The 24,781-nt window shown below is 52.9% G+C and carries 25 protein-coding genes; 9 read left to right on the forward strand and 16 right to left on the reverse strand.

Going from position 1 to position 24,781, the window contains the following annotated elements:
- Window positions 1-8: 8 nt before the first annotated feature.
- The 7 genes from pflB to H5P27_RS11970 form a co-directional block, all read right to left on the reverse strand.
- Entirely contained in the window at window positions 9-2,282 is a 2,274-nt protein-coding gene (gene pflB, locus H5P27_RS11940; protein ID WP_343075584.1) for a formate C-acetyltransferase, read from the reverse strand.
- A gap of 189 nt (window positions 2,283-2,471) precedes the next feature.
- Window positions 2,472-2,774 (reverse strand): DUF3817 domain-containing protein, encoded by a 303-nt coding sequence (locus H5P27_RS11945; RefSeq protein WP_221774694.1) that lies wholly within the window; start codon window positions 2,772-2,774, stop codon window positions 2,472-2,474.
- Window positions 2,775-2,837: 63 nt separating this feature from the next.
- On the reverse strand, window positions 2,838-3,908 hold the full coding sequence (locus H5P27_RS11950) for a methyl-accepting chemotaxis protein (protein ID WP_185660620.1): 1,071 nt from the start codon (window positions 3,906-3,908) through the stop codon (window positions 2,838-2,840).
- Window positions 3,909-4,081: 173 nt separating this feature from the next.
- Window positions 4,082-4,444: a rhodanese-like domain-containing protein gene (locus H5P27_RS11955; protein WP_185660621.1), complete on the reverse strand. Its 363-nt coding sequence runs from the start codon at window positions 4,442-4,444 to the stop codon at window positions 4,082-4,084.
- A 3-nt stretch (window positions 4,445-4,447) separates the two neighbouring features.
- Window positions 4,448-4,828 (reverse strand): cupin domain-containing protein, encoded by a 381-nt coding sequence (locus tag H5P27_RS11960; protein ID WP_185660622.1) that lies wholly within the window; start codon window positions 4,826-4,828, stop codon window positions 4,448-4,450.
- 96 nt (window positions 4,829-4,924) lie between these two features.
- Entirely contained in the window at window positions 4,925-6,352 is a 1,428-nt protein-coding gene (locus tag H5P27_RS11965; RefSeq protein WP_185660623.1) for a methyl-accepting chemotaxis protein, read from the reverse strand.
- A 3-nt stretch (window positions 6,353-6,355) separates the two neighbouring features.
- Window positions 6,356-6,853, reverse strand: coding sequence for a hypothetical protein (locus H5P27_RS11970; RefSeq protein ID WP_185660624.1), 498 nt, complete (start codon window positions 6,851-6,853; stop codon window positions 6,356-6,358).
- A 404-nt stretch (window positions 6,854-7,257) separates the two neighbouring features.
- On the opposite strand from H5P27_RS11970, the gene H5P27_RS11975 reads away from it, so the two are divergent.
- Window positions 7,258-8,127, forward strand: a complete 870-nt coding sequence (locus tag H5P27_RS11975) for a tetratricopeptide repeat protein (protein WP_185660626.1) — start codon at window positions 7,258-7,260, stop codon at window positions 8,125-8,127.
- 13 nt (window positions 8,128-8,140) lie between these two features.
- Here the strand turns inward: H5P27_RS11975 and H5P27_RS11980 are convergent, their stop codons facing one another.
- The 5 genes from H5P27_RS11980 to H5P27_RS12000 all read right to left on the reverse strand — a co-directional run bounded on the left by H5P27_RS11980 (window position 8,141) and on the right by H5P27_RS12000 (window position 13,512).
- A complete protein-coding gene (locus H5P27_RS11980; protein WP_185660627.1) occupies window positions 8,141-8,788 on the reverse strand; it encodes a DUF2959 family protein in 648 nt (215 codons plus the stop codon).
- Window positions 8,789-8,840: 52 nt separating this feature from the next.
- Window positions 8,841-10,061: a glycosyltransferase gene (locus H5P27_RS11985; protein ID WP_185660628.1), complete on the reverse strand. Its 1,221-nt coding sequence runs from the start codon at window positions 10,059-10,061 to the stop codon at window positions 8,841-8,843.
- A 158-nt stretch (window positions 10,062-10,219) separates the two neighbouring features.
- Window positions 10,220-11,326: a DNA polymerase III subunit delta gene (gene holA / locus H5P27_RS11990; protein ID WP_185660629.1), complete on the reverse strand. Its 1,107-nt coding sequence runs from the start codon at window positions 11,324-11,326 to the stop codon at window positions 10,220-10,222.
- A 70-nt stretch (window positions 11,327-11,396) separates the two neighbouring features.
- The gene (locus tag H5P27_RS11995; protein ID WP_185660630.1) at window positions 11,397-13,070 is read right to left on the reverse strand and encodes an ABC1 kinase family protein; all 1,674 of its coding nucleotides are present in this window, start codon (window positions 13,068-13,070) and stop codon (window positions 11,397-11,399) included.
- Between the two features lie 85 nt (window positions 13,071-13,155).
- Window positions 13,156-13,512, reverse strand: coding sequence for a phasin-related domain-containing protein (locus H5P27_RS12000; RefSeq protein WP_221774695.1), 357 nt, complete (start codon window positions 13,510-13,512; stop codon window positions 13,156-13,158).
- 79 nt (window positions 13,513-13,591) lie between these two features.
- On the opposite strand from H5P27_RS12000, the gene H5P27_RS12005 reads away from it, so the two are divergent.
- From H5P27_RS12005 to H5P27_RS12015, 3 genes are all read left to right on the forward strand, one after another.
- Window positions 13,592-14,074, forward strand: coding sequence for an arsenate reductase/protein-tyrosine-phosphatase family protein (locus H5P27_RS12005; protein ID WP_185660631.1), 483 nt, complete (start codon window positions 13,592-13,594; stop codon window positions 14,072-14,074).
- A gap of 30 nt (window positions 14,075-14,104) precedes the next feature.
- Entirely contained in the window at window positions 14,105-14,974 is an 870-nt protein-coding gene (locus H5P27_RS12010) for a fructosamine kinase family protein (RefSeq protein ID WP_185660632.1), read from the forward strand.
- Window positions 14,975-15,103: 129 nt separating this feature from the next.
- Window positions 15,104-15,892 carry an undecaprenyl-diphosphate phosphatase gene (locus H5P27_RS12015; RefSeq protein WP_185660634.1) on the forward strand — a complete coding sequence of 263 codons (789 nt, stop codon included), beginning with the start codon at window positions 15,104-15,106 and terminating at the stop codon, window positions 15,890-15,892.
- Here H5P27_RS12015 and H5P27_RS12020 read toward each other — a convergent pair.
- Window positions 15,889-16,542, reverse strand: coding sequence for a hypothetical protein (locus tag H5P27_RS12020; protein WP_185660635.1), 654 nt, complete (start codon window positions 16,540-16,542; stop codon window positions 15,889-15,891). The two genes, H5P27_RS12015 and H5P27_RS12020, sit on opposite strands and share 4 nt — an antisense overlap.
- A 235-nt stretch (window positions 16,543-16,777) precedes the next feature.
- On the opposite strand from H5P27_RS12020, the gene purN reads away from it, so the two are divergent.
- Window positions 16,778-17,371: a phosphoribosylglycinamide formyltransferase gene (gene purN / locus H5P27_RS12025; RefSeq protein ID WP_185660636.1), complete on the forward strand. Its 594-nt coding sequence runs from the start codon at window positions 16,778-16,780 to the stop codon at window positions 17,369-17,371.
- Window positions 17,372-17,384: 13 nt separating this feature from the next.
- Here purN and H5P27_RS12030 read toward each other — a convergent pair whose 3' ends face one another.
- Entirely contained in the window at window positions 17,385-18,461 is a 1,077-nt protein-coding gene (locus tag H5P27_RS12030; protein ID WP_185660638.1) for a LacI family DNA-binding transcriptional regulator, read from the reverse strand.
- Between the two features lie 153 nt (window positions 18,462-18,614).
- Between H5P27_RS12030 and H5P27_RS12035 the strand changes: the two genes are divergently transcribed.
- The 4 genes from H5P27_RS12035 to H5P27_RS12050 all read left to right on the forward strand — a co-directional run bounded on the left by H5P27_RS12035 (window position 18,615) and on the right by H5P27_RS12050 (window position 22,656).
- The gene (locus tag H5P27_RS12035; RefSeq protein WP_185660639.1) at window positions 18,615-20,774 is read left to right on the forward strand and encodes a glycoside hydrolase family 3 C-terminal domain-containing protein; all 2,160 of its coding nucleotides are present in this window, start codon (window positions 18,615-18,617) and stop codon (window positions 20,772-20,774) included.
- Window positions 20,775-20,780: 6 nt separating this feature from the next.
- A complete protein-coding gene (locus H5P27_RS12040; protein WP_185660640.1) occupies window positions 20,781-21,812 on the forward strand; it encodes an NAD(P)-dependent alcohol dehydrogenase in 1,032 nt (343 codons plus the stop codon).
- 189 nt (window positions 21,813-22,001) lie between these two features.
- Window positions 22,002-22,448 (forward strand): DUF5069 domain-containing protein, encoded by a 447-nt coding sequence (locus H5P27_RS12045; RefSeq protein WP_185660641.1) that lies wholly within the window; start codon window positions 22,002-22,004, stop codon window positions 22,446-22,448.
- A 43-nt stretch (window positions 22,449-22,491) separates the two neighbouring features.
- A complete protein-coding gene (locus tag H5P27_RS12050) occupies window positions 22,492-22,656 on the forward strand; it encodes a hypothetical protein (protein ID WP_185660642.1) in 165 nt (54 codons plus the stop codon).
- Between the two features lie 76 nt (window positions 22,657-22,732).
- Here H5P27_RS12050 and hflC read toward each other — a convergent pair whose 3' ends face one another.
- Together hflC and hflK are read right to left on the reverse strand one after the other, a co-directional pair.
- Window positions 22,733-23,707, reverse strand: a complete 975-nt coding sequence (gene hflC, locus H5P27_RS12055; protein ID WP_185660643.1) for a protease modulator HflC — start codon at window positions 23,705-23,707, stop codon at window positions 22,733-22,735.
- Between the two features lie 25 nt (window positions 23,708-23,732).
- Window positions 23,733-24,710, reverse strand: a complete 978-nt coding sequence (hflK, locus tag H5P27_RS12060; RefSeq protein WP_185660644.1) for an FtsH protease activity modulator HflK — start codon at window positions 24,708-24,710, stop codon at window positions 23,733-23,735.
- Window positions 24,711-24,781: the final 71 nt, after the last annotated feature.

Genomic DNA, 24,781 nt, shown 5'->3' on the forward strand with positions numbered 1-24,781 from the left:
GCAGTTGATCAAAGGATGTTGTGGAACGTCCGATTGATCACGTCTAGCTGCTGCTCGCGGGTAAGCTTGATAAAGTTAACCGCGTATCCAGAAACACGAACAGTAAGCTGTGGGTACTTCTCTGGGTGGTCCATGGCATCCATCAGTGTTTCCCTTTCGAAGACATTCACATTGATGTGGTGACCTTCTTCGGAGAAGTATCCATCAAGTAGGTTACTTAGATTGGAAACCTGCTCGGACTGCGTCTTCCCAAGGGCCTTGGGCACCACCGAGAAGGTATAAGAGATACCGTCTTGCGAATGCTCGTATGGAAGCTTAGCCACTGAAGCCATGGAAGCAACCGCTCCCTTGGTGTCACGACCGTGCATTGGGTTCGCTCCTGGAGCGAATGGCTCACCCGCCTTACGACCATCTGGAGTATTTCCAGTCTTCTTTCCGTATACGACATTAGAAGTGATCGTCAAAACAGACTGGGTCGGCAGGGAGTTACGATAGGTAGGCTGTTCGCGGACCTTGTCCATGAAAGTCTCAACCAATTTGTTAGCGATCGAATCAACGGCGTCATCGTTGTTTCCGTACTTTGGAAAATCGCCTTCGATTTCGTAGTCGACCGCCAAACCTTGTTCATTGCGGATAACCTTAACCTTGGCAAACTTCACAGCAGAGAACGAGTCGGCCGCCACAGAGAGACCAGCGATGCCGCAAGCCATCGTCCGTAAAACAACACGATCGTGCAGAGCCATCATGATGTTCTCAGCAGAGTACTTGTCGTGCATGTAGTGGATGATATTCAGAGCTTTGACATAGGTCGCAGCCAACCAGTCCATCATCTTGTCGAAACGCTCGACCAGATCGTCGTATTCGAGGTAATCACCAGTGAATGCTTCGCTCGCCGGGGCAACCTGCTTTCCGCTCTTTTCGTCTACACCGCCATTGATTGCGTAGAGGATTGCCTTCGCCAAGTTGGCGCGAGCTCCAAAGAACTGCATTTGCTTGCCGATACGCATCGCGGATACACAACATGCGATTCCGTAGTCGTCACCCCAATACGGACGCATAAGATCGTCGTTCTCGTACTGGATGGAGCTTGTTTCGATCGAAACCTTGGAGCAGTAATCCTTGAAACCTTGAGGAAGGTTTTCAGACCAAAGTACGGTCAAGTTTGGCTCAGGAGCTGGGCCGAGGTTGTAAAGGGTTTGCAGGACACGGAAGCTGCTCTTGGTTACCAAGGTGCGACCGTCTTCACCCATACCACCGATGCTTTCGGTTACCCATGTTGGGTCGCCTGAGAAGAGCTCATCGTAGTCTGTGGTGCGAATGAAACGGACAATACGCATCTTCATGACCAAATGGTCCATGATCTCTTGAGCTTCTTCTTCGTTAAGAACACCCTCTTCGAAGTCACGCTCGAAGTAGATATCGAAGAAAGTCGCGGTACGTCCAAAAGACATGGCAGCGCCGTTTTGGTCCTTAACTGCGCCTAGGTATCCGAAGTAAGTCCACTGAACCGCTTCTCTAGCGTTTTGGGCAGGCTTGGAGATATCGAAGCCGTAAGCTTCTGCCATAGTCTTCAGATCCTTCAAAGCTTGGATCTGGTCTTGGATCTCTTCGCGATCGCGTACCCACTCTTCGCTGAAGTCCTCGCTCTCCATAGCCTTGAATGCCATCATCTTGTCGGCGATGAGACGATCCACTCCGTAGAGCGCGACGCGACGGTAGTCGCCGATGATACGGCCACGACCGTATCCGTCAGGGAGGCCAGTTACGATACCCGCGCTGCGCGCTTTGCGGATATCTTCGGTGTAGCAGGCAAACACACCGTCGTTGTGCGTTTTGCGGTGCTTCTTGAAAATATCTAGAGTCTCGGGATCCATATCCCGGCCGTGAGCTTGCAGAGCCTTTTGGGCGATGCGGTAACCTCCATAAGGAAGCATAGCACGCTTGAGTGGCTTATCAGTCTGCACACCAACGACTTGCTCCAAGTCCTTATTGATGTAGCCGGCTCCGTGAGAAGCGACTGTTCCAACCACCTTGGTATCAGCGTCGAGTACTCCACCTGCGGCACGCTCTTGCTCGAGAAGAACCTTCAGCTCATTCCAAAGCTGTTCTGTACGAGAACTTGGACCCGTCAGAAACGAGTAATCCTCGAGGTATGGCTTGTAGTTGCTCTGGATAAATCCACGAACATCGATCTCGGCTTGCCAATCGCCTGGCTGGAATCCTCTCCAAGGATGGAGGCTGGATGCGTCAGCGTTTTCGGTACTAGGTTCACGTTTTTCAATGATAGGCACTGCTATTTTTATCTCCTGATGCGAAACGACGCCCTAGTAGGAACGTCGTCTGTTAAACATTAGATTTGTTTATACGGTAAGGGTCTCAAAAATCGCAGAAATTATCGAGGAAATACTTACCTTTAGGTATTTAATAAAATCCGATAATCATCATCAGCGCATCAGCTTATCAAAAACGCCCTAAACAGGGGCGTTTTTGTCCTTCAGCGATCGTTCCACCCAAAAAGGAGCTAGAGGAACAAGAGATGCCAAAAAGTATATGGCTACTCGGGAGGGTTTCCAGCGGAGCTTAAACCAGTTCAAGGCGAGCAACCCCGCATAGAGCATAAACAGAAGTCCGTGGGCCCAACCCACATAGGTTACCGGCTCCGGCATCCCAGCTCCATACTTGAGAGGCATTGCGATACCAAACAACACCACGGTCGAAACACCCTCCCAAAAGGCGATTCGGCGAAACCAAATAAGGCAGGAATTCATATTCATCGGCACCACCAAAAGATCTGCCTGCGGAGAAGCAAGCCCATCAGAAAAACCGGCAAATGGCCGCTAAGTCCGATTCGCCTGGATTTCCAACTCTTTGCCCATCAGACGTTGCAAATCAGCCACTGCCGAAAGCACGCTATCCGCCTCTGTTCGCAATCCCTGAGTAGCCCGAGCGCTTCTTCCAGACGCTTGAGCATTCATCTGCGTGACGCCATCGATCTGACTGATCGCTTCCCTTAGCCTGCCGATTCCAGCATCCTGTTCGCAACTAGCTCCCGCCACCTTTGCCGCCAGCAGGTCTACTTCTCGGTTTATCTCTACTATAGAATTGAGACTGCCGCGCACCTTTTTCACGAGCTCAACCCCTTGGCCTGTTCTAGTAATAGCGTTTTCAATTTTTCGCGTGGTCTCGCTCGCCGCCGAACTGCTGCGTTGGGCCAAAGACCTAACTTCATCTGCTACAACAGCGAATCCCGAACCAAACTCCCCTGCTCTGGCCGCTTCGACCGCAGCGTTTAGTGCTAGGATATTAGTCTGAAATGCAATTTCGTCGATCGTCTTGATGATCTCCGCGACTTCATCGCTGCTAGACTGAATCGCGAGAATCGACTCGATCATGCTTTCCATATCTCGAGCCCCAATCTCCGCGGCTTCCCGAGCTTTACCGCTCAAATCGTTGGCTCGATCCGCATGGTTCGCGTTATCTCGAACTGCGCCCGCCATCACCTCCAAAGACTCCAAAGTCTGCCTCAAACTGCTAGACTGACTGCTAGATCCACTTTCTAGATTCGAACTGACTTCCGCCACATGTTGGGCATCGGACATCACTTTTTCGGAACTTACCTGTAGTTTGGAAACGATGCCAGAAAGTGTACGAGTAAAGATCTGCCTTACCCAGATCATGGCCGCTAAGGAAACCACAGTACCGATAGCTCCAATGATCAAAACCTGCCGAATAGAACTAAATACGTGGGACTGAACGACCCCATCTTCGGGTGGTTCAGACAACCAAGACTGAGCATCCTGACCGAACTGCCAGATGAGCAAAATCGAACTTAAGGCCAAAACGCCAGCCGATGACATGACGACTGAAAAACCGATTAGGACTTTCTGGTGAGGGGGTATTTGAAACATCGATAGCAAGAATTGATCGAGCCGGCAAAGGGGTACTAGCACCTACTGCCGAGCCAGGTTTCTTGAGTATCGGACCCTAGCTTCAACAACTTGAAACAAGGGCCATAGCTTTAACCTTTGTTTACTGGAGCATCTCGGCCCCTCCCCCCCTCTATCTGGGTGGACCGTTAAAGCTAGTTCCGCAAACTTAGCGCCTTCTGGTAGGAACCAATATTGTGGGCATTCGCATAGCCTGCCTGCTTAAGCTGGCTAACCGCAGAGGCTGACCGCATGCCGCTGGCGCAATGGCAAAGCAACACTGTCTTCTTATCGGGAAAACGCTTTGAGACTCGAGCCACAACTTCGTTGAGGGGGAAATTCAAGGCCCCGGGGACCGAGCCGGACATATACTCCTGCTGAGTGCGAACATCGATGATCACGGCCCCCTTTTCCAAAGCGGCCTTAGCCTCTTCTGAATTCATCTGCCCTCTTTGCTTGAGAACGTAGAAAATGACAGCCGCGAGTATAAGCAGCCCAAAGAACACGTAGTTATTCATTACCTAACAACCCGTGTCGACCAACTCAATGCGGTCATCTTTGTTGGGAACGATGCAGAGGAACTCAAACCCGGTCTGAGCATCCGCCTTGTACCAGTGAGGCACTCCCGCCGGGATGAATACCACGTCCCCTTCACGGACTGAGAATACCTTCTCGCCAATACCCACCTCAGCTCCGCCCTTGAGAATGTATTGCTCGTGTTCAACCGTGTTCGTGTGAGCCGGCATTCCGCCCCCGGGCTCCATCACGAATTTACGCAGAGCGAAATTCGGAGCATCGGTCGGACCGATCAAAACGGAGCGACTGGTTCCTTCGCCTGCCGCGACAACCTCGAGCGGAAACGAAGTGGATTTCTCGACGATAACCTTATTGGAACTGTCCATATGCAAAAAATGAATGGCTAGGCCAGCACGGCACAACCATTCATTTTGTACGAGAATAAAGACGCTTCGATTGAAGCGAAACTGACTTAACCTAAGCTAGTTCCAAAGCACCAAGTCGTCTTGGTTTTCCTTTTCGCGATTCGACTCGAATTCGTCCTTCTCCGGAGCTGGGCTTACACTAGCGACCGAAGCAGTCGAACCCGAGGAGCGATTCACCTTCTTGAAAGAACCTTGACCCAAAATCGCCTCGATCTGATCCAAGGCGCCAAGCAATCGATCCGCGAGGGAACTCAATTCGTTAGAGTCCGATTCCGTACGCTCTGCGTTGGAAGCCGCGAACTGAGTCACCTTGTCGATTTCTACAACCGCCTGAGAAATCTGATGAATTCCAGTGCTCTGTTGAGAGGAGGATTCCGCGATGTCTGCAACCAAGCGGTCAACATCCTTTGTGATAGTGAAGATATCATTGAGCTGCTTGGACACGCTCGCGCTGATCTCGCTGCCGCGGCGGCTTCTGCTAATGGCATCTTGCACCTGTTGAGCCGTTTCATGAGCGGCGCGAGCGCTACGCTGAGCTAAGCTGCGAACCTCGTCCGCAACTACCGCGAAACCTGCTCCAGCCTCTCCAGCGCGAGCCGCTTCGACTGCCGCATTCAAGGCCAGTATATTTGTCTGGAATGCAATCTCGTCGATTGTCTTTAGAATATTAGCGATACTGTCGCTGGAGTTGCGGATGTCCTCCATGGCTTCGCTCATGACCTCAACTTCCTTAGCCCCTTTCTCTGCAATTCCTCGTGCTTCACTGGCGTGTTGCTTCGCTTCTTGCGCATTTCCGGCGTTAGCTTTCGTCGCAGCAGCTAATTCCTCAAGAGAAGCGCTCGTCTCCTCGACGGAAGCAGCCTGACGGCTGGCGCCATCTGCCAAATCCCTCGCAGACGTGCTCAGTTGCTGAGTCTGACCACTAACGGAGCTAGCAATATCCTGGAGTTGCTCAGCAATGATACCCTGAGCCCTTACAAAATTGCGGTAGCGGGCGGCGATATAAAAAGCTGGAACACCAGTCACGATCACGAAGGTTGCGTGAACCACTACAATTCCGAAGCCCGCATCGTAATTGAAGATGCTGGCTGGAAGCAGAAAGAAAAAGAGGACGTGGTGGACTGCGGTAGTCGTCGCCCCAGCCAAAATTGAGGATCGAGAACCCAAGCCAATCAAGGCGGCTAGCGCGGCGAAAATGTGGAAGTGCATCTCGATCATTCCCCGACTCAAATGAATAAGCAGGGCCGACATGGAAGTAGCGGCGATACCGATGGCAATCGGGACAAGCAAAGATCGCGGAGCAGCGAGAAAAATAGCAATAGGACCGGCCGCGATTAGCAGACCCAGACCAACAGCCACCAGAAGCCCCATCTCAAAATAGAGGCTTACTCCCGCCAATACTGGCACGTGAAGCAGAAGGATCCCCAAAGCCAGCTTGTGAGTGCGGCGGTCGAAATCGACTTCGAAATGTGTATCAGAATTCATTATTTAGTTCCGTATTGCGTATTTTAGGCCGAGCGGATCGAGCACCGCCTTAAGTCTGTCAGAGGTAGCGCACCCGTACACGGGGCGGTTCACAACGATGCCGCCGCCTTGCAGCCTCGATAAAGTTTTCAGGTCCAGGAATCCGCCTGTCGCGCGGAATGCGTTGTCGAAATATGCGCCGCTGTAGGAGGGCTTAGCTCCTCCTTCGACGACCTGGAAGAAGGGCACTCCCTCCGATCCGAAACGGGAGCAAAAACCCTCCGAGTCTGCGGTGGATACTAGAAATCCGAGCTCGCGCAGCTTTTCCACCGATTCGTCGGTGGCATCTAAGAGTATGACCTCTTCGCGAACTCCAGAATTCGCTCCGCGTTCGAGAAGGTAGTCGAGCACGCTGCGCGAACAGGGACATTCCTCCGCAAGCACGTGGACTAGCCCCCAGTCCTCGGAATCTCCTTCCACAAACGAGGAGACCGAATCGGTCGCCACGGGCAATACCGCCATGTGCCCAGCTGAGAAAAGGCAAAGAGGAACCGAGATAGTAACCGCCCACACGAGTGCACAAACAGTCACGAAGCCTTTACCTCGTTTCTTTCGGCAAGGCTTACTCAGATTTGCCTGCATTCGATGCGACTCGTCATAACTCATGAATGTTGAAGTTTCGACCAATTCAATGGGGACTTTACCTTGGGAAAGTTTCACTTACCCCAATTTTACGAGATAAAGACATAAAGGTCGACTTTAAGTAGTAACACGAAAAATAGCCCGCAGGGCATAGTGCTCTTATGCCCATCATAAGCCTTCCACTGCCTCCACGCAAATCGGGATGGTGGAAAAGATCTGCTAAAAAGCGGCCTAAGAATAAGCTTCCGCTTGCAACAATTCATCTCCAGAGGGTCTAAGCTACTGTGAAAAATTTAACCCTACTTTCCCTCTTGGTCTCCGCGATCCTACTTCCCTCGGGTCTTCAGGCAAAAAAAGAGAAAGAGCCAGTCGAGAAGACGAACATGGCGGTCTACTTGCTCCAGCAGCTTAACGAGCGCGAGCAAGAAGCCTACGAACGCTATGAGAGCGCCGTATCGGATCAGGACGTCGATCAAGTAAGACGAGAGCTCCAGTCCATACTCGACGGCTATCAAAAACTTGTGGCGGACTCTCCCAATTACGCGCCCGTATACGTGTCTTACGGCCTCATGCTAAACCGGACCGGAAATCGCGAAGAATCCTATGCGATGATGCTCAAAGCCGACGAGCTAGACCCCATGGTTCCAGTGGTGAAAAACCAATTGGGCAACTATATGGCAGAAGAAGGTAAATACACCGAAGCATACGGATTCTACATGCTTGCCCGAGACATGAATCCCGATGAGCCACTCTACCACCACCAGCTTGGTGAAGTCCTTGTAGCCTATCGCGATTATTTCTTGAAAGACGGTCTGTTCGCACCCGAAGAGATCGACGACCAAATCATCAAGCATTTCCGGGCTGCCACGAGGCGAGCCCCCCAAAGCCCCGAGCATAAATTACGTTACGCTCAAGCTTACTTCGATGTGGAAAACCCAAATTGGGAAACAGCCCTTGGAGTCTGGCAAGAGCTCTACAAGATGGCCGGTTCAGAGTATGAGCAACAAGTTGTTCGCCTCTACACCGCTAGAGTGAGGTTCGAACTCGGGCATCACACCGCTGCTCGTAAACTGCTCAAACAAATCGATCATCCGAGCCTCGAGGAATCGAAAAACAAGCTACTCGACGAAATCAACGCCGAGTATCCAGAGTGATTCAGCCCCCCTTCTAAGAGGAAGACCGCATCTGGGCTACAAAAGCGTTAGCCTCTTCGATTGAGGCCTCCATCTGGCGAATCAGGACTTCGACCTCTTCTCGCAGGCCGATCGAGGTTTTGTTCAGGGCAGCGATCGCTTGGGCGTTCAGGTTGTGCTTCAAGAATAGTACCTGATCTCGAAACGCATCCAGAACCGGATCCATTTTGACCGCCGCTTCGTTCATGGCTGACATAAGTCGATCCGACTGTTCTCGAGTCGACTCCAATTGCTCCGCGCTCGCCTGCCGCAAATCCGCGTTGGTGTATTGGTCGAGCTCCGATTCCCATTCCTTAAACAAAGCCTTGGAAACGTCTTGGATCGCCTCGATTCGATCGATCACATCCCCTGCCTTCTTTTCGCTTTCGTCGAACGCAGACTGTAGTCGATCGTACACCGCTCGCAGCTCTGCGACATCTACTTCGGAGACTGCTAAAAACTCATCGAAAGCGCTTTCAAACTGCTCCTTAGCTTCCTCTTGAGCCTCGCGAGCCTCCTCTACCCGGTCTACTAAAATATCCCTCTTGTGGACCCCAAATTTCTCCATCGCCCCGTAGTAGGCGCTCTGGCAGGAGCAAAGCATGAGGCATAGGAGGCTAAAAACTAAAGGTAGAGTCTTCATACAGAAATAGGATAAGCGGTTCGCGTGCCGGTAAACAATCGCAAACAACGATCTAAACAGAGGGAAAAACCTGTCCCAAAACCTCCGCTTTCTTTCCCGCGATCGCGTTCAAGTAGATAGCCTCTAGCTCGTCGCCAACATGCTGCAAGTCGTGGGTGCCCGCCGTCGCAAGCGAAGCTTCCCGCATTTGATTGTGCAACGCTCGATCTCCCATCAGTCGCGACATGCAAGCGGCCATCTGCTCCACATTGTCAGGTTCAAAGATCAAACCATTCACCCCATCATCGACTAATTCAGGAATCCCCTTTGCTCTCGGGCCAACGAGAGGAAGCCCAAAAGCCAAAGCTTCAAGAATGCTGACAGGCTGATTCTCAGTCTTGCTAGCAGTCACGAAAACGTCTCCCAAGAGAGGATAGTTCTCCTTCATCAAGCGATCTCGCTCTATCCGCCCAGTACGGATCACAGAATTTTGGATTCCTAGCTCGGCGATTTTCTCATCGACCGCGGCATCGCCGGGGCCATTGCCCACTAGTACGAATTTGGCTTTCGGGTTTTCGTGTAAGACTTGGCGAAACGCAGCCAAAGCCACTTCGATCGATTTCTCGGGGGAAACGCGTCCAATATAAATGAAGGCAAAATCCTCGATCCCGAGTGATTTCCGAAAGGCCTGAATTTCCTCAGGCGGACGAAGGCTCATACGTTCGATCCCATTCGACAATACGGTGGCTGGACGGTGCAACCCCCTCGAGACCAGGTGATCACGCACCGATTTGGAGGGGCTGACGATATGGGCGCAGCGATTGAAAAATCCCACCGAGTACTTCCACATCGCTTTTTGTGTCCAGCCAAAGGCAGGCAGGTAAAACTGCTTCAAGTAATCCGGCTCAGCGAAAAAGGTATGGAACGTACCGATCACAGGAACGTTTTTCCAACGCCCCAAAAGCATCCCTTCCAATCCGCAGCCAAACTCAGTGTGCACATGAACTAGATCCGGAGGATCCTGCCTCAATCTACGGTACGAATAGAGAAAAAGAGGCATCGACCACCGCAATTTCGGAATATTGAAAGTCGGTACAGAAAACGGAAGTCCGTACACGCTGACACTGGAATCCAAGCCAGGAACGGTTTCGAATGAGTCGTTACGGCTGGGTCGAGGATGAAAAATACTCACACTGTGCCCTCGCCGGCTCAACTCGTTCGCTTGGTTGTAAACCGCTGAGCTGACGCCAGATATGTAAGGAAGGAAACTGTCAGTAAAAAGGCAAATTCTCATAAGGGATCCTCGAGGGACTCATCTGGCGGGAGGCTACCAGAAACAAGGCGAAAAAGGCTGGCGCCGCCATTGTACCCGATCAAGCGGAAACCCACACCGCTTCTTGAACAGATCTAGCAGCCAAGGTTCCTCAAGCGTGCACATTTCCGACCTTGCCCCTAAGCGAGACAACGAATCGCCATGGCCCTCAAGGCCTCCTCCTGCTCATTCGGACGATCTACGATCTCCTCAAAGGCTCGGATAAACTCGAGTTGATGATCGATCAGAGCCTTGAGCGTGGGAAACTTACCTCCGCTGATCAGCTTGCCCATGTACCAAAGATTCTGGGTAAACACGTTGAAACCGCTCTTACTCTTCAGTCCGTCGTAGAAAGCGGCGTACTTCGCCGCGGCTCGCTCAAAAGTGGGTTTGCTAATGCCGCTTCCCCCCGTCTGGATTTCGCCCCCGTCCACCAAAGATCGAAGCTGGATGAGTAAGCGGTTTCTGTTCTGCAAGGAGGCAATCACTGGTCTCGCGTCGTTTCCGCTGAAAAAATGGCGTCTCAATGCCGCCAGAGTCCAATTGATATCCCGAGCGAAAAAAGCTTCCGTGGTCTCGAAAAAGTCACCTTCTCCAAAATTCGGGGTCAACTCTTCGATCAGCTTACTCGTAATCTGCCCGCCCGGCTCGCCTAGGTAAGTTCCAAGCTTACGAATCTCTTCGATCAACAAACGGGAATTTCCATTCACCTTGCTAATCAACACCTCCACGGCATCTCGGGCGATGCTTACCTGCATGGCTTCGCATTCCCGGCTCATCGCCGCGACCAAAGCCTCTACTCCCTTACCCTTTCCATCCACTCCACCAGAGGGTCGGTAATCACCCGTCTTCTCCAGAAACTTCGCAAAACGCTTACGCCTGTCGACTGGAGAGGCTGAAATCAAAACCCCAACCTCATCCGAATTTACTCCCTCCAAAATTTCCTGCAGGTCCTCACAAGCCTTGGTTGTCCCCTCAGAACGGCCGAGTACATTGTCAGCGATGAAAGTCACGTCCTTGAGCCAAACTACTCGTCTCCCCCCGAATAGCCCCAAAGTCTGAACGGCGTCGCGAAAACGATTCACCGCCTCCTGAACCTCGTCCACTTTGCCCGCCTGGCCATTGATTACCTCGATAGAAAAATCATCGGTGACATCCTTTTTGAGTTCTGCCCAGATATCCTTAGCCATGCGACTAGCCAAATAGTCGTCGGGGCCGGAAACGTAGATGAAAGGAGCAGTGGACATGGCAGACAAAAAAGCCCAGCGGCCTTCTCGAGGAAAGAAAAATCTATGGGGCGCGAGCGAAGTTCCGACCCTACTTCGGCCGACCTCTCAAAATATCAAACGCAACATAGAGACCCAACAGAAGAGACATCACGTAGCCCACGATACCCAGTATCGGGAAGCCAAATACAATAGGTGGAGTATTAGAGGTGACGATTAAAGATGAACCGACCAAGAGACAACCTATGATGATGCCTAGGGTAATCTTGTTGCTGGCGTCGCTAATCGTATCTCCCAAATCGTCTAGCCCGCGGTGCTCTAGGTTAATCTTGAGATTATTCTTTTCGACTTTTTTGAGAATCCGAAGCGTCTCCTCCGGAATAGCCTGAAACTGATCTAGTCCGGTGGCGAAACCATCCCGAATTTCCGCTGCGATCCGCTTGGGATTACGTCGCTTCTGTATCAACTTCTTCAGGACAGGAGCAAATTCATCCTTCAGATTATAATGTTCATCGAGCGAGACGCCCGTCTCCTCTACGCAAAGAATCGCCTTCGCCATCATCGAATAATCGCGAGACAAATCTATCCCATTTCGCCCGAAGATGTAAAGCAGTGCCAGGATCGCGCGTCCCACATCCCCTTCCCCTGTATCCGGATTATAATGCTCTCGGATCGCTACATTCACATCCCGCTCCATCCGGCGTCGATCAACCGATTCTCCGGTATCGGCCAAGGTCATGGCGATCCTTGTAACTTGCTCGGGATCCCCTTTCACAAAGGCGTGAAAAAGATCCATCAAGCCGTAGCGCATTCGATGCGTCAGCTGACCAGTCATCCCCCAGTCTAGAAAGCACAACTTCCCGTCATTGGTTACGCGTATGTTTCCGGAATGAGGATCGGCATGGAAGTAGCCGTTGATCATGATTTGGTGAAACATGGAGCGAGAGCCGACCCGAGCGAGACGCTTGGCTTCCGCGCTTCCAGTTGGAATTTTCTCCAACCGCAATCCGTCGATCCACTCCATCACCAAGACACGACGGGAACAGTGTTCCTTAAATATTTGAGGAGCCGTTACGGATTCGGGGTAAGCGTTACCTCGGGAAAAAAAACTCAAGTTTCGAGCTTCTCGCCTGAAGTCGAGCTCTCGTTCCAAGCCTTCCCGCATCGCGTCTATTACGGCTGGCAAATTCAAGGGGCGAAGATCATCCAGCCTTTCATGAGCCTGTCTCCCGAGCCAAACAAGAATATCGAAATCCGCATCGATGATCTTTTCCAAGCCCGGTCGCTGAATTTTCACCGCGACCTCCACTCCATTCGACCTGAGTCTGGCCTTGTGAACTTGGGCCATGGAAGCGGCCGCAATCGCATTTTCATCGAACTCTGAAAAAACGGAATCAATGGAACTGCCCAGCCCCTCTTCAAGGATAGGCCGTATTTGCTCAAATGATACAGGTGGCACGTTCTCCTGCAGCTTTCGCAATTCCTTAATAAGCGACTCCGGCACCACATCAGGCCGCATACTCAAGAGCTGACCAAACTTAACAAAGGTCGGCCCGAGCTCCTCCATTGCCACCCGCATACGCTCCCACTGGCTCCGCTTTCCTGGGGCAAGTTTCCCCAAAGCCATTGAACGCAGCAAGTTCGTCAAACGCGGAGGAAGATCCAGCTTAAGCAATAGATCGGCGAATCCGTATCGAGCCAACACGGTTACGATCTCTTTCGCACGAACCGCGTTGGTAAGGATTTCTAAAGGATTTATCGACATGTACTGCTAAGAGACGGCAACAACAATAAAAACGTGGAGCGAGACAAATCCCCCACGGCAACCGTAAACAAGCGACGAGCTAAGCTTAATCGGAAACTTCGACCGCGTTCTTCGCCTCTAGCTCCAGCACCTTGGCTTCGAGGAGAGCGATCTGAGTCTCCAATTTCTCGATACGCTCAGCTTGGCCACGTCCGAGCTTTTTCAGAACAGAGTCAAAACGTTCCTCCAAGTTCTTCGACGCTTCGTCCAATTCCTTCTTTCCGTCATCCGCCAATTTCTTGGCAGCTTCTTTTGCGTCCGTGGCCGAAAGTTTTCCTTTGGCTACCAGATCATCGAGGGCTTTCTCTGCCTTCTCTGCACTTACCGCCGCGGCACCTACGCCTGCCAGCATGACTTTCTTAATGGCATCGATCATAGACACGAAGAGTAATCGATAGATCACAGGTCAAGCAACGCTAATCCTCGCAAGTTCAGAAACGATTTGCCCCACCGCAAAACTTCGCCTAGTCCATCGACCCAACATGGCAAAATCGCACCCGATCACATCGCTTTTGTTCGTTTGCATGGGAAACATTTGTCGTTCGCCCTCGGGGGAAAACGTCATGAGGAAGCTTCTTGAGGATGCCGGCTTAGCCGATTCCGTAAAATGCGATTCCGCAGGCACCATTGGCTACCACACTGGCAACCCTCCGGATCCACGCATGACCGTAGCGGGCAAAAAACGAGGCCTCCCGATGACCGGTTCTGCACGACAAGTCACCGCCGAGGATCTCGACGAATTCGACCTAATCCTGGCTATGGACGACGCGAACTACGCTGACCTGCTCGCGCTTTCGACCCCGGAAAACGAACATAAGATCAAGCGTTTCTGCGACTTTTGCATCCAGCACCCGGATACCGAGGTGCCCGACCCCTACTACGGGGGAGCCCAAGGCTTCGAACACGTTTTGGACTTACTGGAAGACGGTTGCCTGCAGATACTAAAGGAAATCCAAAGCTCATAAGCTCGCCCGACAGAGTCGTCGCCACGAGAAATGGAAGAGGATAAAGCTAGGATCGAAGCCGCGATATCCGAGCAACTTGGCACCATTTTCCAGATCGAATCCCAGAAGGCTCTGGGGGGAGGCTGCATCAACGACGCCTACTGTCTGCAGGGAGACGGTCATCGCTTTTTCCTGAAATCAAACCGCCCCGATTTCTCATCCGCCTTCAGCAGCGAAGCCGAAGCTCTCAACGAGTTGGCAGACACGCAAACCGTTCGCGTACCAAAGGTGCTCGCCTCCTTTGAAAGCTCAAATAAATCGTACCTGATCCTCGAATACATCGAGCCCGCTCGCAGCGGCTCTAGGGACTGGGCTAAATTGGGCCGGCAGCTGGCTGAGCTTCACAAGATCCAGAAACCTTTCTTTGGCTGGAAAAGGGACAATTTCATTGGGGCGACCCCTCAACCGAACCCGAGAGGCGAGAACTGGGACGAGTTTTTCAAAGAACATCGCCTCAAACGCATGCTAACGCTCTGTCAGAAACTGGGCTACCGCATTCCGGGAGCAGATCAGCTACTACAAACGCTACCTGATTTCTTCGAATCCTACGCGCCCCAACCCTCTCTTCTGCATGGCGACCTTTGGTCAGGAAATGTCGCCTTTGACTCGGATGGAGCCCCCTTTGTCTTCGACCCAGCTTCCTATTACGGCGACCGGGAGACAGATCTCGCCTTCACTGAGTTTTTTGGAGGCTTTTCACCCGAATTCTACACCGCTTACCAGGATGCCTTTCCTCTCGCGGCCGGATACGAGAAACGAAAAATCCTCTACAATCTCTACCACTGTTTAAACCACTTGTACTTGTTTGGCAGCAGTTACTCCTTTCAGGCGGAGCAAATGGTGCGTCAATTGCTGGAGTGACCCCGTGAGCACTCTGAACCAGGAAGCATTTGAACGCGGAAAAAACCAGCAACACCAAGCTCCGAGCTTGCTCCATGTGTCGTTGCAAGCTCAGGTAGCGGCTCGCAACTCTTTGAAACCGATCCAATAATGTCTCTACTCGAAGCAATCATCCTTGGCATCATCCAGGGCCTAACGGAATTCCTACCCGTCAGCAGCAGCGGGCACTTAGAGCTCGGCAAAGCCATCCTCGGCATCGAAACGACCGAAGATGTGACCTTCACCGTTGTCGTGCACGGAGCCACCGTTCTCTCTACGATTGTCATTTTCTGGCGAGACATAATGGACCTTTTCCGAGGCCTCTTCACCACCAGCTGGAACGAGTCGAAACAGTACATCGCCATGCTGATCATCTCCTCCTTTCCAGTCATTTTCGTGGGACTGTTCTTCAAGGACGAGGTCGAGAGCTTGTTCACCGGCAACGTGCTCCTAGTCGGTTGCATGCTCCTACTCACCGGGGCGCTCCTCTCATTCACCTACTATTCTCCCAAGGAGGGCGGCCCCGTCACCTACAAGAAGGCCATCATCATCGGCATCGCTCAAGCAATCGCCGTCATGCCCGGAATTTCCCGCTCGGGCTCCACCATCGCAACCGGATTGCTGCTTGGCGTGGACAAGAAAAAGGTGGCTCGTTTCTCTTTCCTTATGGTGCTCATCCCCATCCTCGGGGCGAATTGCAAAGAAATCCTAGACGGAGAGATGGCCAATAGCGTGGTGCCGCCCATCGGTTTAATTGCGGGAGCTATCGCCGCTTTCCTTGCCGGGGTTCTCGCCTGCAAGTGGATGATCGCCATCGTCACTCGCGGCAAGTTGATCTATTTCGCCTACTACTGCTTCGCCGCCGGAGTCATCGCTATCGCCTCCCACTTCCTGGTTTAGGCACCAGATTCCGAGTTAACCCGGGAAGCCGCCACAAGCTTGCTCGCCCGAGCGGAAATTCGTTCCAAATAAGCGAGCTTCGCATTTACGGGGCTCGCCAGTGAAGTTGCTTCGCGCTCCAAGCGAAGGCTTCCTCCCTCCCGCACAAGACATCCCCAGGCCGGAGGGATTTCCCGCGCATCGGCCAACACTCCTTCCTCCACTACCAAATAAAAGAAGTTGGCCGAAGCGTAGCGAACCAAACGAGAAAACTTCACCCCCTCGGCGAGTTTTCTCTCGAGGAGCGAAAGCCGAGAAACGAGGCGTCGCCACCTCTCGTGACGCAAATCTCCGAAATCGTACTCGTCAAACTCCCGAAAGAGGACGGAACCTTGGCGGCAATCGGGCAAATGTACGCCTAGCAACTGCCGTAGCTCCTCCACCTCTTCTTTGACAACTCCGAGCTCGCGGACTGCCGATACCTCCACTCCCGCATCCCGCAAAAAGTCAGCCCGACTTTGCTTGCACTCCATTGCGTAAGTCTGCCCCCACACTCCCATGCGAGGTACCGCTCGATACCCCGCAACATCCACTCGATAGGGCGAGAGAGGGATCCTCACCTCGCTTGCCACCGACTGACATCCAGCTTCCGCCAACCAAAGAGCAGTCAATCTCTTCAGCTCAAGATGCCGCTGGCTCTCCCCTCTCTTCCTTTTTCCCTGCCTCTCACTTTGCACCTGATTCTTTTATCAATAGATCTAGGACAAATGCAGACCGCCCCCCGAAAAAGCGCCGCTACACTCGCTTGGCATTTACTGGAAAATCCCTTCATTTCACCCTTTCAATTCCCACCAAGCCAAACAGCATTCGGCTCCCTCGCTCTCCTTCCGCCAAACCTTGACGCCCATGAAACTCGGATTTCTCGCTTCCCACGGAGGTTCCAACATGCAAGCCATTCTGGACCGCTGCGCCGACGGCTCCATCGCCGCGACTCCCGCTCTGTTGGTCTGCAACAATCCGAAAGCGCACGCCATCGAACGTGCCGCGCTCGCCGGCATGCCGGCCAAAGTCCTCAATGGCAAAACCCACCCCGACCTCGCGGACCTCGACGCCGCCATCCTCCAGTCCATGCGGGAGGCCGGAGTCGACCTTTTGATTCTAGCCGGCTACATGAAGAAGATCGGCCCGCAGGTTTTGACCGCCTTCCAAGGCAAGATCCTAAATATACACCCTTCCCTGCTGCCAAAATTCGGAGGACACGGCATGTACGGCATGCGGGTGCACGAAGCGGTGCTTGAGGCGGGCGAAAGCGAATCCGGAGCAACGGTGCATCTGGTCACGGAGAAATTCGACGAGGGCCCGATTCTTCAGCAAGCCCAAGTACCGGTACTGGAAAACGATACTGCAGAGAGCCTTCAGGCTCGGGTGCTTGAACAGGAGCACCGCCTTTATCCAGACACCATTGCCAAGATAGCTTCCGGCCAGATCTCGCTCTCTTGAGCAAGGCCTGCCGCTACTTCGTAGGGAGCGATTCCCCGTCCGTCCAATCCGCCTCCACGAAACTGGTCCGGCCATAGGTCGGCAAACCGAGGTCGTTACGCATTAGCCGGGAGGCCAACATGTTGATAGCGGTGGCCCCGACGAAACGATGATTCTGCACGATCCCCGCATCCTTGCCGTTCTTCTCGTAAAGGAATAAGTCGATTAATCCAAAATCACGGGGAGCTTCCAAACCCAGTTCTTTCATCGCATCGGCTATGAAAACCCGATTGCCAATGATGACCTCCGGTTTCCACTTCTCATACCACTCCTTAAAGCGAGCCGTATCGATCTTGACCTCCACCTCCGTCTCATTCTCCCAAACCTCCCGAGGCTCCGCAGCTGGAAAATAGCAGACTGGAAGACGATCCTTCTCCTCCACTAGATACTGCTCTACTAGAAAGCCTGCCGTCCACATGCGGTCCACGCTCATGTCCCAGCCGCGATGCATCACCAAACCGATCCGCTTGGCCCCCGATTCCAGAGCCTTTTGGAAGGCGAGACGCACCGAGCCGCACTGGTCGTTGCTTACGTTGGGCAACTGCGGCTTGTGCGGGAAAAAGTCGATTTTGATACAGCTAAAGCCCTTCCAGTCCAGTTCCAGTGGAGCCTCGTGCTCCCGGCTGTGAGAAGCGATGATTATTCCACGAATGCCACGCGTGAAGAGAATCTTACTGAAGCGGCTGTGGGTCATACCTGGCTCGCTCAACCAAAAATGCTCCAGCTGGTAACCTATCGCATCGGCAGCCTCGGTTGCCCCTTCATAAAACTGGGCATGCGAGCGGTCATCTTTCCAGCCCCAACGGCTAGTCCAATTTGTCACGTAAGCGAGCGTCTCCTTGCTTCGGGTCTCTTTCGCCCTGCGTCGGTAAGAAGCAAGCGCCCCTAAGGCCGGATCTGGCACGTAGCCCATCTCTTTGGCTAGTTTCTGAATCCGCTTCTTGGTCGCTTCGGGCAGCTTCGGACTGTTCCGCATGGCTAGAGATACAGTTGTCACATGCGAGCCGTCGCGCTTCGCAATGTCCGAGAGGGTTACCCGTTTTCCTGCCATAGAAAACCCGTAGTACAATCACCCCAATTTTGCCAATTCTAAAAGTAGAACCTTTCTCAATTTGCGGGTCGGTATTTTTTGAATGAAGTTCCGAGGGTCGTCCGATGCCTCTGGCGACAGTGCTTACCCCGCTCAAATCCAGCTGTGCCCCCAATGGAAAATCTCAACCAAAGCGAAAGCTCACTCGCCCCCGACCTCGCAGAAAAAATCAGCGATCCGAACCTCCCAGTGGAGGAGCGTCTCGAGATCTTGATGCAATCCCTCACCTTGAAGGAAAAGGTGCGGCAAATGATGCACGAGACTCCTGCCGTGGAACGCCTAGGAATCCCCGCCTACGACTGGTGGAATGAAGCCTGCCACGGAGTTGGTCGGGCCGGATCCGCAACCGTTTTTCCCCAAGTCATCGGCATGGCCGCATCGTGGGACCGGGAACTGATGCGGGAAGTGGCAGAGGTAACCGCCACTGAAGCCATCGCCAAACATCAGGATGCCAAGCGTCGCGGCTGGCGAGGACAATACCGCGGACTTACTTTTTGGACACCCAACGTTAATATCTTCCGCGATCCTCGTTGGGGCCGTGGCCAAGAGACCTTTGGCGAAGATCCCCTCCTCACCAGCGAATTGGCAACCGAGATTGTGAAGGGGCTGCAGGGCGACGATCCAGAGCGGCTCAAGACCGCAGCCTGTGCCAAGCACTATGCTGTACACAGCGGACCGGAAAGCCTTCGCCACGAATTTGACGCCGTTCCCACCGCCAAAGATCTTTGGGAAACCTACCTCCCCGCCTTCAAGTCTCTGGTCGACACCGGCGTCGAAGCAGTCATGGGCGCCTACAATCGGACCTACGGCCAAGCCTGTTGTGCCAGCACCCTGCTCATCGACGAAATTCTTCGCGACCAATGGGGATTTCAAGGCCACTTCGTGAGCGATTGCGGAGCCATCGACGACTTCCACCTTTATCACGGCGTGACTGAGACTCGAGCCGAGTCCGCAGCCCTCGCCATTCGAAATGGTTGCGACCTAAATTGCGGCTGCACCTACACCCATGTAGTCGAGGCAATCGAAAGCGGACTGCTAACCGAAGAGGAAGTCGACCGCTCCGTTCGACGCCTGCTCCGTACCAAACTCAAGCTCGGACTGCTCGACCGGGACGATTCCGCCAAAGGCAGCGTTGACCTTTCCGTAGTTGAATCTCCAGCACATCGAGCCCTCGCCAAAAAGGCAGCTCTCGAATCGATCGTTCTGCTGAAAAACCAGGACAAGGCCTTGCCTTTGGATAACAACCCAGAGCGCGTCCTCGTAGTCGGTCCCTGCGCTGCTAACGTGGGAGCCTTGATCGGAAATTATCACGGCATCAGCGCCAACCTCGTTACCATCCTGCAAGGTGTCTTGGAAACACTTCCGGAAAACACGGCGGTCAAATATCGTCCGGGTTGCCCAATCCTCAGCGAGCAAGCTCCCGGGGTTAACTACACTTTCGACGCGGCTGAAAAGTCCGACTACGTCGTAGCAGTAATGGGGCTCGACCAAACCCTTGAAGGCGAAGAAGGAGATACAGTCGCCTCTACTTCCGGCGGCGACCGCGATCGCGTGGAGCTACCGCAGCCGCAAATCGACTTCATAAAACAACTACGCCCCTACTGCAAAAAACTGGTCGTGGTGCTGACTGGCGGCGGAGCAATGGCGATTCCTGAAATCCACAAGGTCGCAGACGCGGTCATGCTTTGCTGGTATCCAGGTTGCGAAGGTGGGCGAGCCGTGGCGGATGTATTGTTCGGCAAGGCTTCTCCGAGCGGAAAACTTCCTATCAGCGTTCCTTTTGCAACAAGTGATCTGCCGCCCTTCGAAGACTATTCCATGCAGGGCCGCACCTACAAATTCCTTGAGAAGGAGCCGCTCTACCCATTCGGCTTCGGATTGAGCTACGGTGAGTTGAGCTACGAAGGAATACCTCTCGATAGCGACGAGTTCGGGGAATCGGATACGGTCATCGTAGAGACCATAGTGCGGAATCCTTCCGATATCGACGTGGACGAAGTAGTCCAGTGCTACAGTGAACCTCCTCAGGATTGGCCGCTCGCACCGAAGGCTCAACTTCTGGACTTCCAACGAGTCACCATCCCTTCCAAATCCGAAAAGAGGATACGCTTCGAGATCCCCGTGAGCTCCCTAGCCTTATTTTCCGAGTCCGGTGAAAAATCGTATCAGCCGGGCAGTTACGCGATTGTAGTCGCTTCTTCCTCACCTTCCGCACGTTCGGAATTTTTAGGAGCCTGCAAACCGGTAAGAAACTTCATAACTCTAAAAGCTTAAAACTCCATGAATGCCCTCGTCCTAGAAAAAGCGGGAAGCCTAACCCTCCGCGACATAGAAATCAGTGAAGAGCTGGGACCTAAAGACGTGCGAATCGACGTCCGCACCGTTGGTATTTGCGGCAGCGACGTGCACTACTACAAACATGGAGCCATCGGACCCTTTATCGTGAAGGAGCCTATGGTCTTGGGCCACGAGGCGGCGGGAGTAATCACGGAAGTCGGTAGCGAGGTCAGTGACTTGAAGGCTGGCGACCGCGTCTGCATGGAGCCAGGCATTCCCGATCCTGAGAGCAAAGCGAGCAAGCTCGGTATCTACAATTTGGATCCCGCAGTACGTTTCTGGGCGACGCCTCCTATCCATGGCTGCTTGCGACCATCCGTAGTACACCCAGCAGAGTTCACCTTCAAACTGCCGGACTCGGTTTCCTTTGGCGAGGGAGCCATCGTAGAACCGCTAGCAGTGGGTATCCATGCTGCCAATAAGGCGAAAATTAAACCAGGCTCCACAGCCCTAGTTATCGGAGCGGGACCTATAGGCATGGTCACTGCCCTGTCCGCTTTGGCCAAAGGATGCAGCCACGTATTCATTTCCGATATACAAGAGGTCAAGCTAGCGAAAGCAGCTGAGCTGGGCAATATTACACCCATCAACGTCAAAAACGAAAACTTGGTCGAGGTCATCAAAAAGGCGACCGACGATTGGGGCGTAGACATCGTCTTCGATGCAGCCGGAGTGCCAAACGCAGTCTCCGACGGCTTGGAAACAGTTTGCCCAGGTGGTTGCCTCGTGCTGATCGGCATGCCGGGAGCTCCCGTCTCATTCGACGTTGTGGCCGCCCAAATCAAGGAGGTCCGCATCGAGTCAGTTTTCCGCTACGCCCACGTTTACCCAGAAGCTCTCGAGCTCATGGGAAGCGGCAAGCTAGACGTTCGTCCTCTTATCACGGATACATACCAATTTAAGCAGAGTGTAGAAGCCTTCGACTACGCCTGCGATCCATCTCCAGAAAGCGTAAAGATTCAGATCGAGCTGTAGGGGCAGCTTCCTGACTAGTCCTCCTCAGGAGAGTGTGGAGGAACTTGCGCTTTGTTCCTGGTAACGCCCTTGTCCGTTGCGATTAGGTAGCCGCGGCGGATAAGGGCCAACCAGTGGAGCGTTTCGCTCCATTTGGTTTAGGTTCTAAATTCTCAATCAAGTGCAGCCTAACCGCGTTTGATCGAGGTAATGAATGACCTGAAAACCCTGGCAAAAGACCTTCGTACTGAATTTCCACGAAGTCCCCGTGAAACCCTCGCCGGCTACGTGGTCGCTAGCAGAGCATTAGACAAATGCCGAGCCGTGCTCGCTGAGACCAACGGCGAGTACCACTTTGGTTGTCCTTTGGACAATACGTTCTTTAATTTCTCCGGTATCAGCAGCGACTCTTTCAAAGAGTTTGTAGCGAGTGGAGCCGATGATGCCGCAGTCGCGGCCTGGATAACTGAAAAGTCGCAGATCAAAAACACTCGCGAAATCATTGCCTGGAACAACGAGATGCGTTCCAAACGGCCCGTCGACATGCCTATCGAATTGCAGGAATTCCTCGAAGGCTACATTCCGCAGTTTATCCCAGAGGGAAAAATCGTCCGCGTCTGGTTCGACGTCTACGACATGGAAGAGGGACGCCTCTAGGCCCGCAATTCAACCGGGCTTTAGTTCGGTCGATATCTGGAGGATGCAAAAGCTATGCATCTTCGTTTTTATGACTCTTTTCAGCTACCTTGGTTGGTACCTCGGGAGTCTAATCGGTGGCTTTATGACTGCCTTTTTCGTGAGCGGAGCCTGCTCAATGGTCGGCGTATGGGCAGGATGGAAAATCCACCTTCGCTACCTCGACTAACTCTCTGCAACAATCTTGCCGTCACAGAAAAGGCCCGCCAATCCGGCGGGCCTTTCTTGCGAAATGGAACGAAGACTTACGGTGCGGGTGTCATTTTCCCGTCTATCGTCTTCAGGTATTTGAAGAGCTCGCTGTCGGTGGTCATGATCAACGTGGTTTCACCCTTCAGTACTGTCTCATAGGCCTCGAGCGATTTGATAAACTCGTAAAACTCGATCGCTTCAGGCGATTGGTTGTATGCATCCGCATAGATCTGAGTCGCCTTCGCATCCGCCTTACCCCGAATTTCGAGGACGGAACGGTAGGCTTCCGATTCTATTTCCTGCAAGTCCCGACCACGCTTACCGGTGATCTTGGCAGCTTCACCTTCACCCTCGGAACGGAAACGCTCCGCGATCTGCTGACGCTCAGAGATCATTCGCTGAAAGATACTTTGCTGCACGCTCTCGTGGTAGTTGATACGCTTGAAGCGTACGTCCAAAAGTTCGATACCGAAGCCTTCCAACTCTCCCGCTGCCGATTCGAAGATCTCCTCCTCGACCGCTACACGGCCAAGTTCGATCTGTTGCAAGTTTCCGATACTGCCCGAACCGCTTGCGATACTGGCTTCTGGATCCGGCTCGCGATCCTTAGTGGAGCGAACAACTTCGACCAAATCGTGGTTGGCGATAGCGCTCAAGGTCGAAGAACGAAGAATGTCGTCCAAACGGGATTGAGCGCTGCGTTCGTCTCGAAGGCGGAGGAAATACTGTTTCGGATCCGCAATTCGCCAGCGAGCGAAGGTATCCACCTCGATAAAGGTCTTATCCTTGGTCGGCATTTCGCGAGCATCGCCATCCCAATCAAGTATCCGCTTCTCGATTACGTTGGGCGTCTGCACAAACGGAACCTTAAAATGCAGTCCCGATTCCGTGACTGGTTCGCCAATCACCTTTCCAAATTGAGTAATGATCACCTGTTCCGTTTCGCTAACGGTATAGATCGAATTGTAGCCAACGACCACCAGGGCCAAAAACACTAGAATCGCAAAAAACTGAGCTATCTGTTTCATTTCTTTTCTGAGTTCCGGATTGCGATTACTGGTTCAGCTGCAGAAGCGGCAGCACTCCGCTGGCGTCACTATCGAGCACTATCTTCTTATCGATACCAGACACCACGTCCTGCATCGTCTCCAAATATAGTCGACGCTTGGTCACTTCCGGAGCTTTCACGTATTCAAGAAGCAATGCTTCGAAACGGGCGACATCCCCTTCCGCTTCATTGACTCGGGCCAACGCATAACCTTCCGCCTCTTGGATCGACTGATTCGCCTGTCCACGAGCGCGTGGGATGACCTTATTGTATTCACCATTCGCTACATTAATTAGATTCTCACGCTCTTGCTGAGCTTGATTCACCTCATTAAACGAAGGGCGGACTTTGTCCGGCGGGTTCACGTTCTGTAGCTGTACAAGGTCGATACTCAAACCGAGCTCGTACTTATCGACCAAAGTCTGCATCATACGCAAAGCGACGATGGCGATCTCTTGACGGCCCACCGTAATTACTTCGTCCACTGTCCGGTCGCCCACAACCGTTCTCATCACAGACTCGGAAATGTCGCGCAAGGTGTCCTTCGGATCGCGAACCTTGAACAGAAACTGTCTTGGATCTTGGATACGGTACTGAACAATCCACTCTACTGTCGCGGCATTCAGGTCACCCGTCACCATGCTTCGCTCCAGAGCCTGCTCGCGTCGATTGGGAGAGTACTGGCTGCGATCCGTAGCGCCTTGAGTCGCAAACCCGAACTCTTGCTTGAGCTGACGCCTTACCTGCACGATCGAAACTTGGTCGATGCCAAAAGGCACTTTGAAACGTAGCCCGGGATCCACCGTTTCTAGGAATTTGCCAAATCGCAGCACGACGCCTTGGGATTCGGCCGGCACTGTGTAAACACTGGAAAATCCGGCCCATATGAGGAGAGCGAAAATCGCGATACCAAAGACGCCACCAAACTGGCCCTTCAACTGTCGCAGATTTTCGGGGATATTTATCTCTATTTTTTCCGCCATAAGGGCTGATACTTGAGGGCTAAGCATCGGGCGCAACGCATTTCGGAAAGGCGAAAATTTCCTAATTGCTC

This window comes from Pelagicoccus albus (genome assembly GCF_014230145.1).
Lineage (GTDB): Bacteria > Verrucomicrobiota > Verrucomicrobiia > Opitutales > Opitutaceae > Pelagicoccus > Pelagicoccus albus.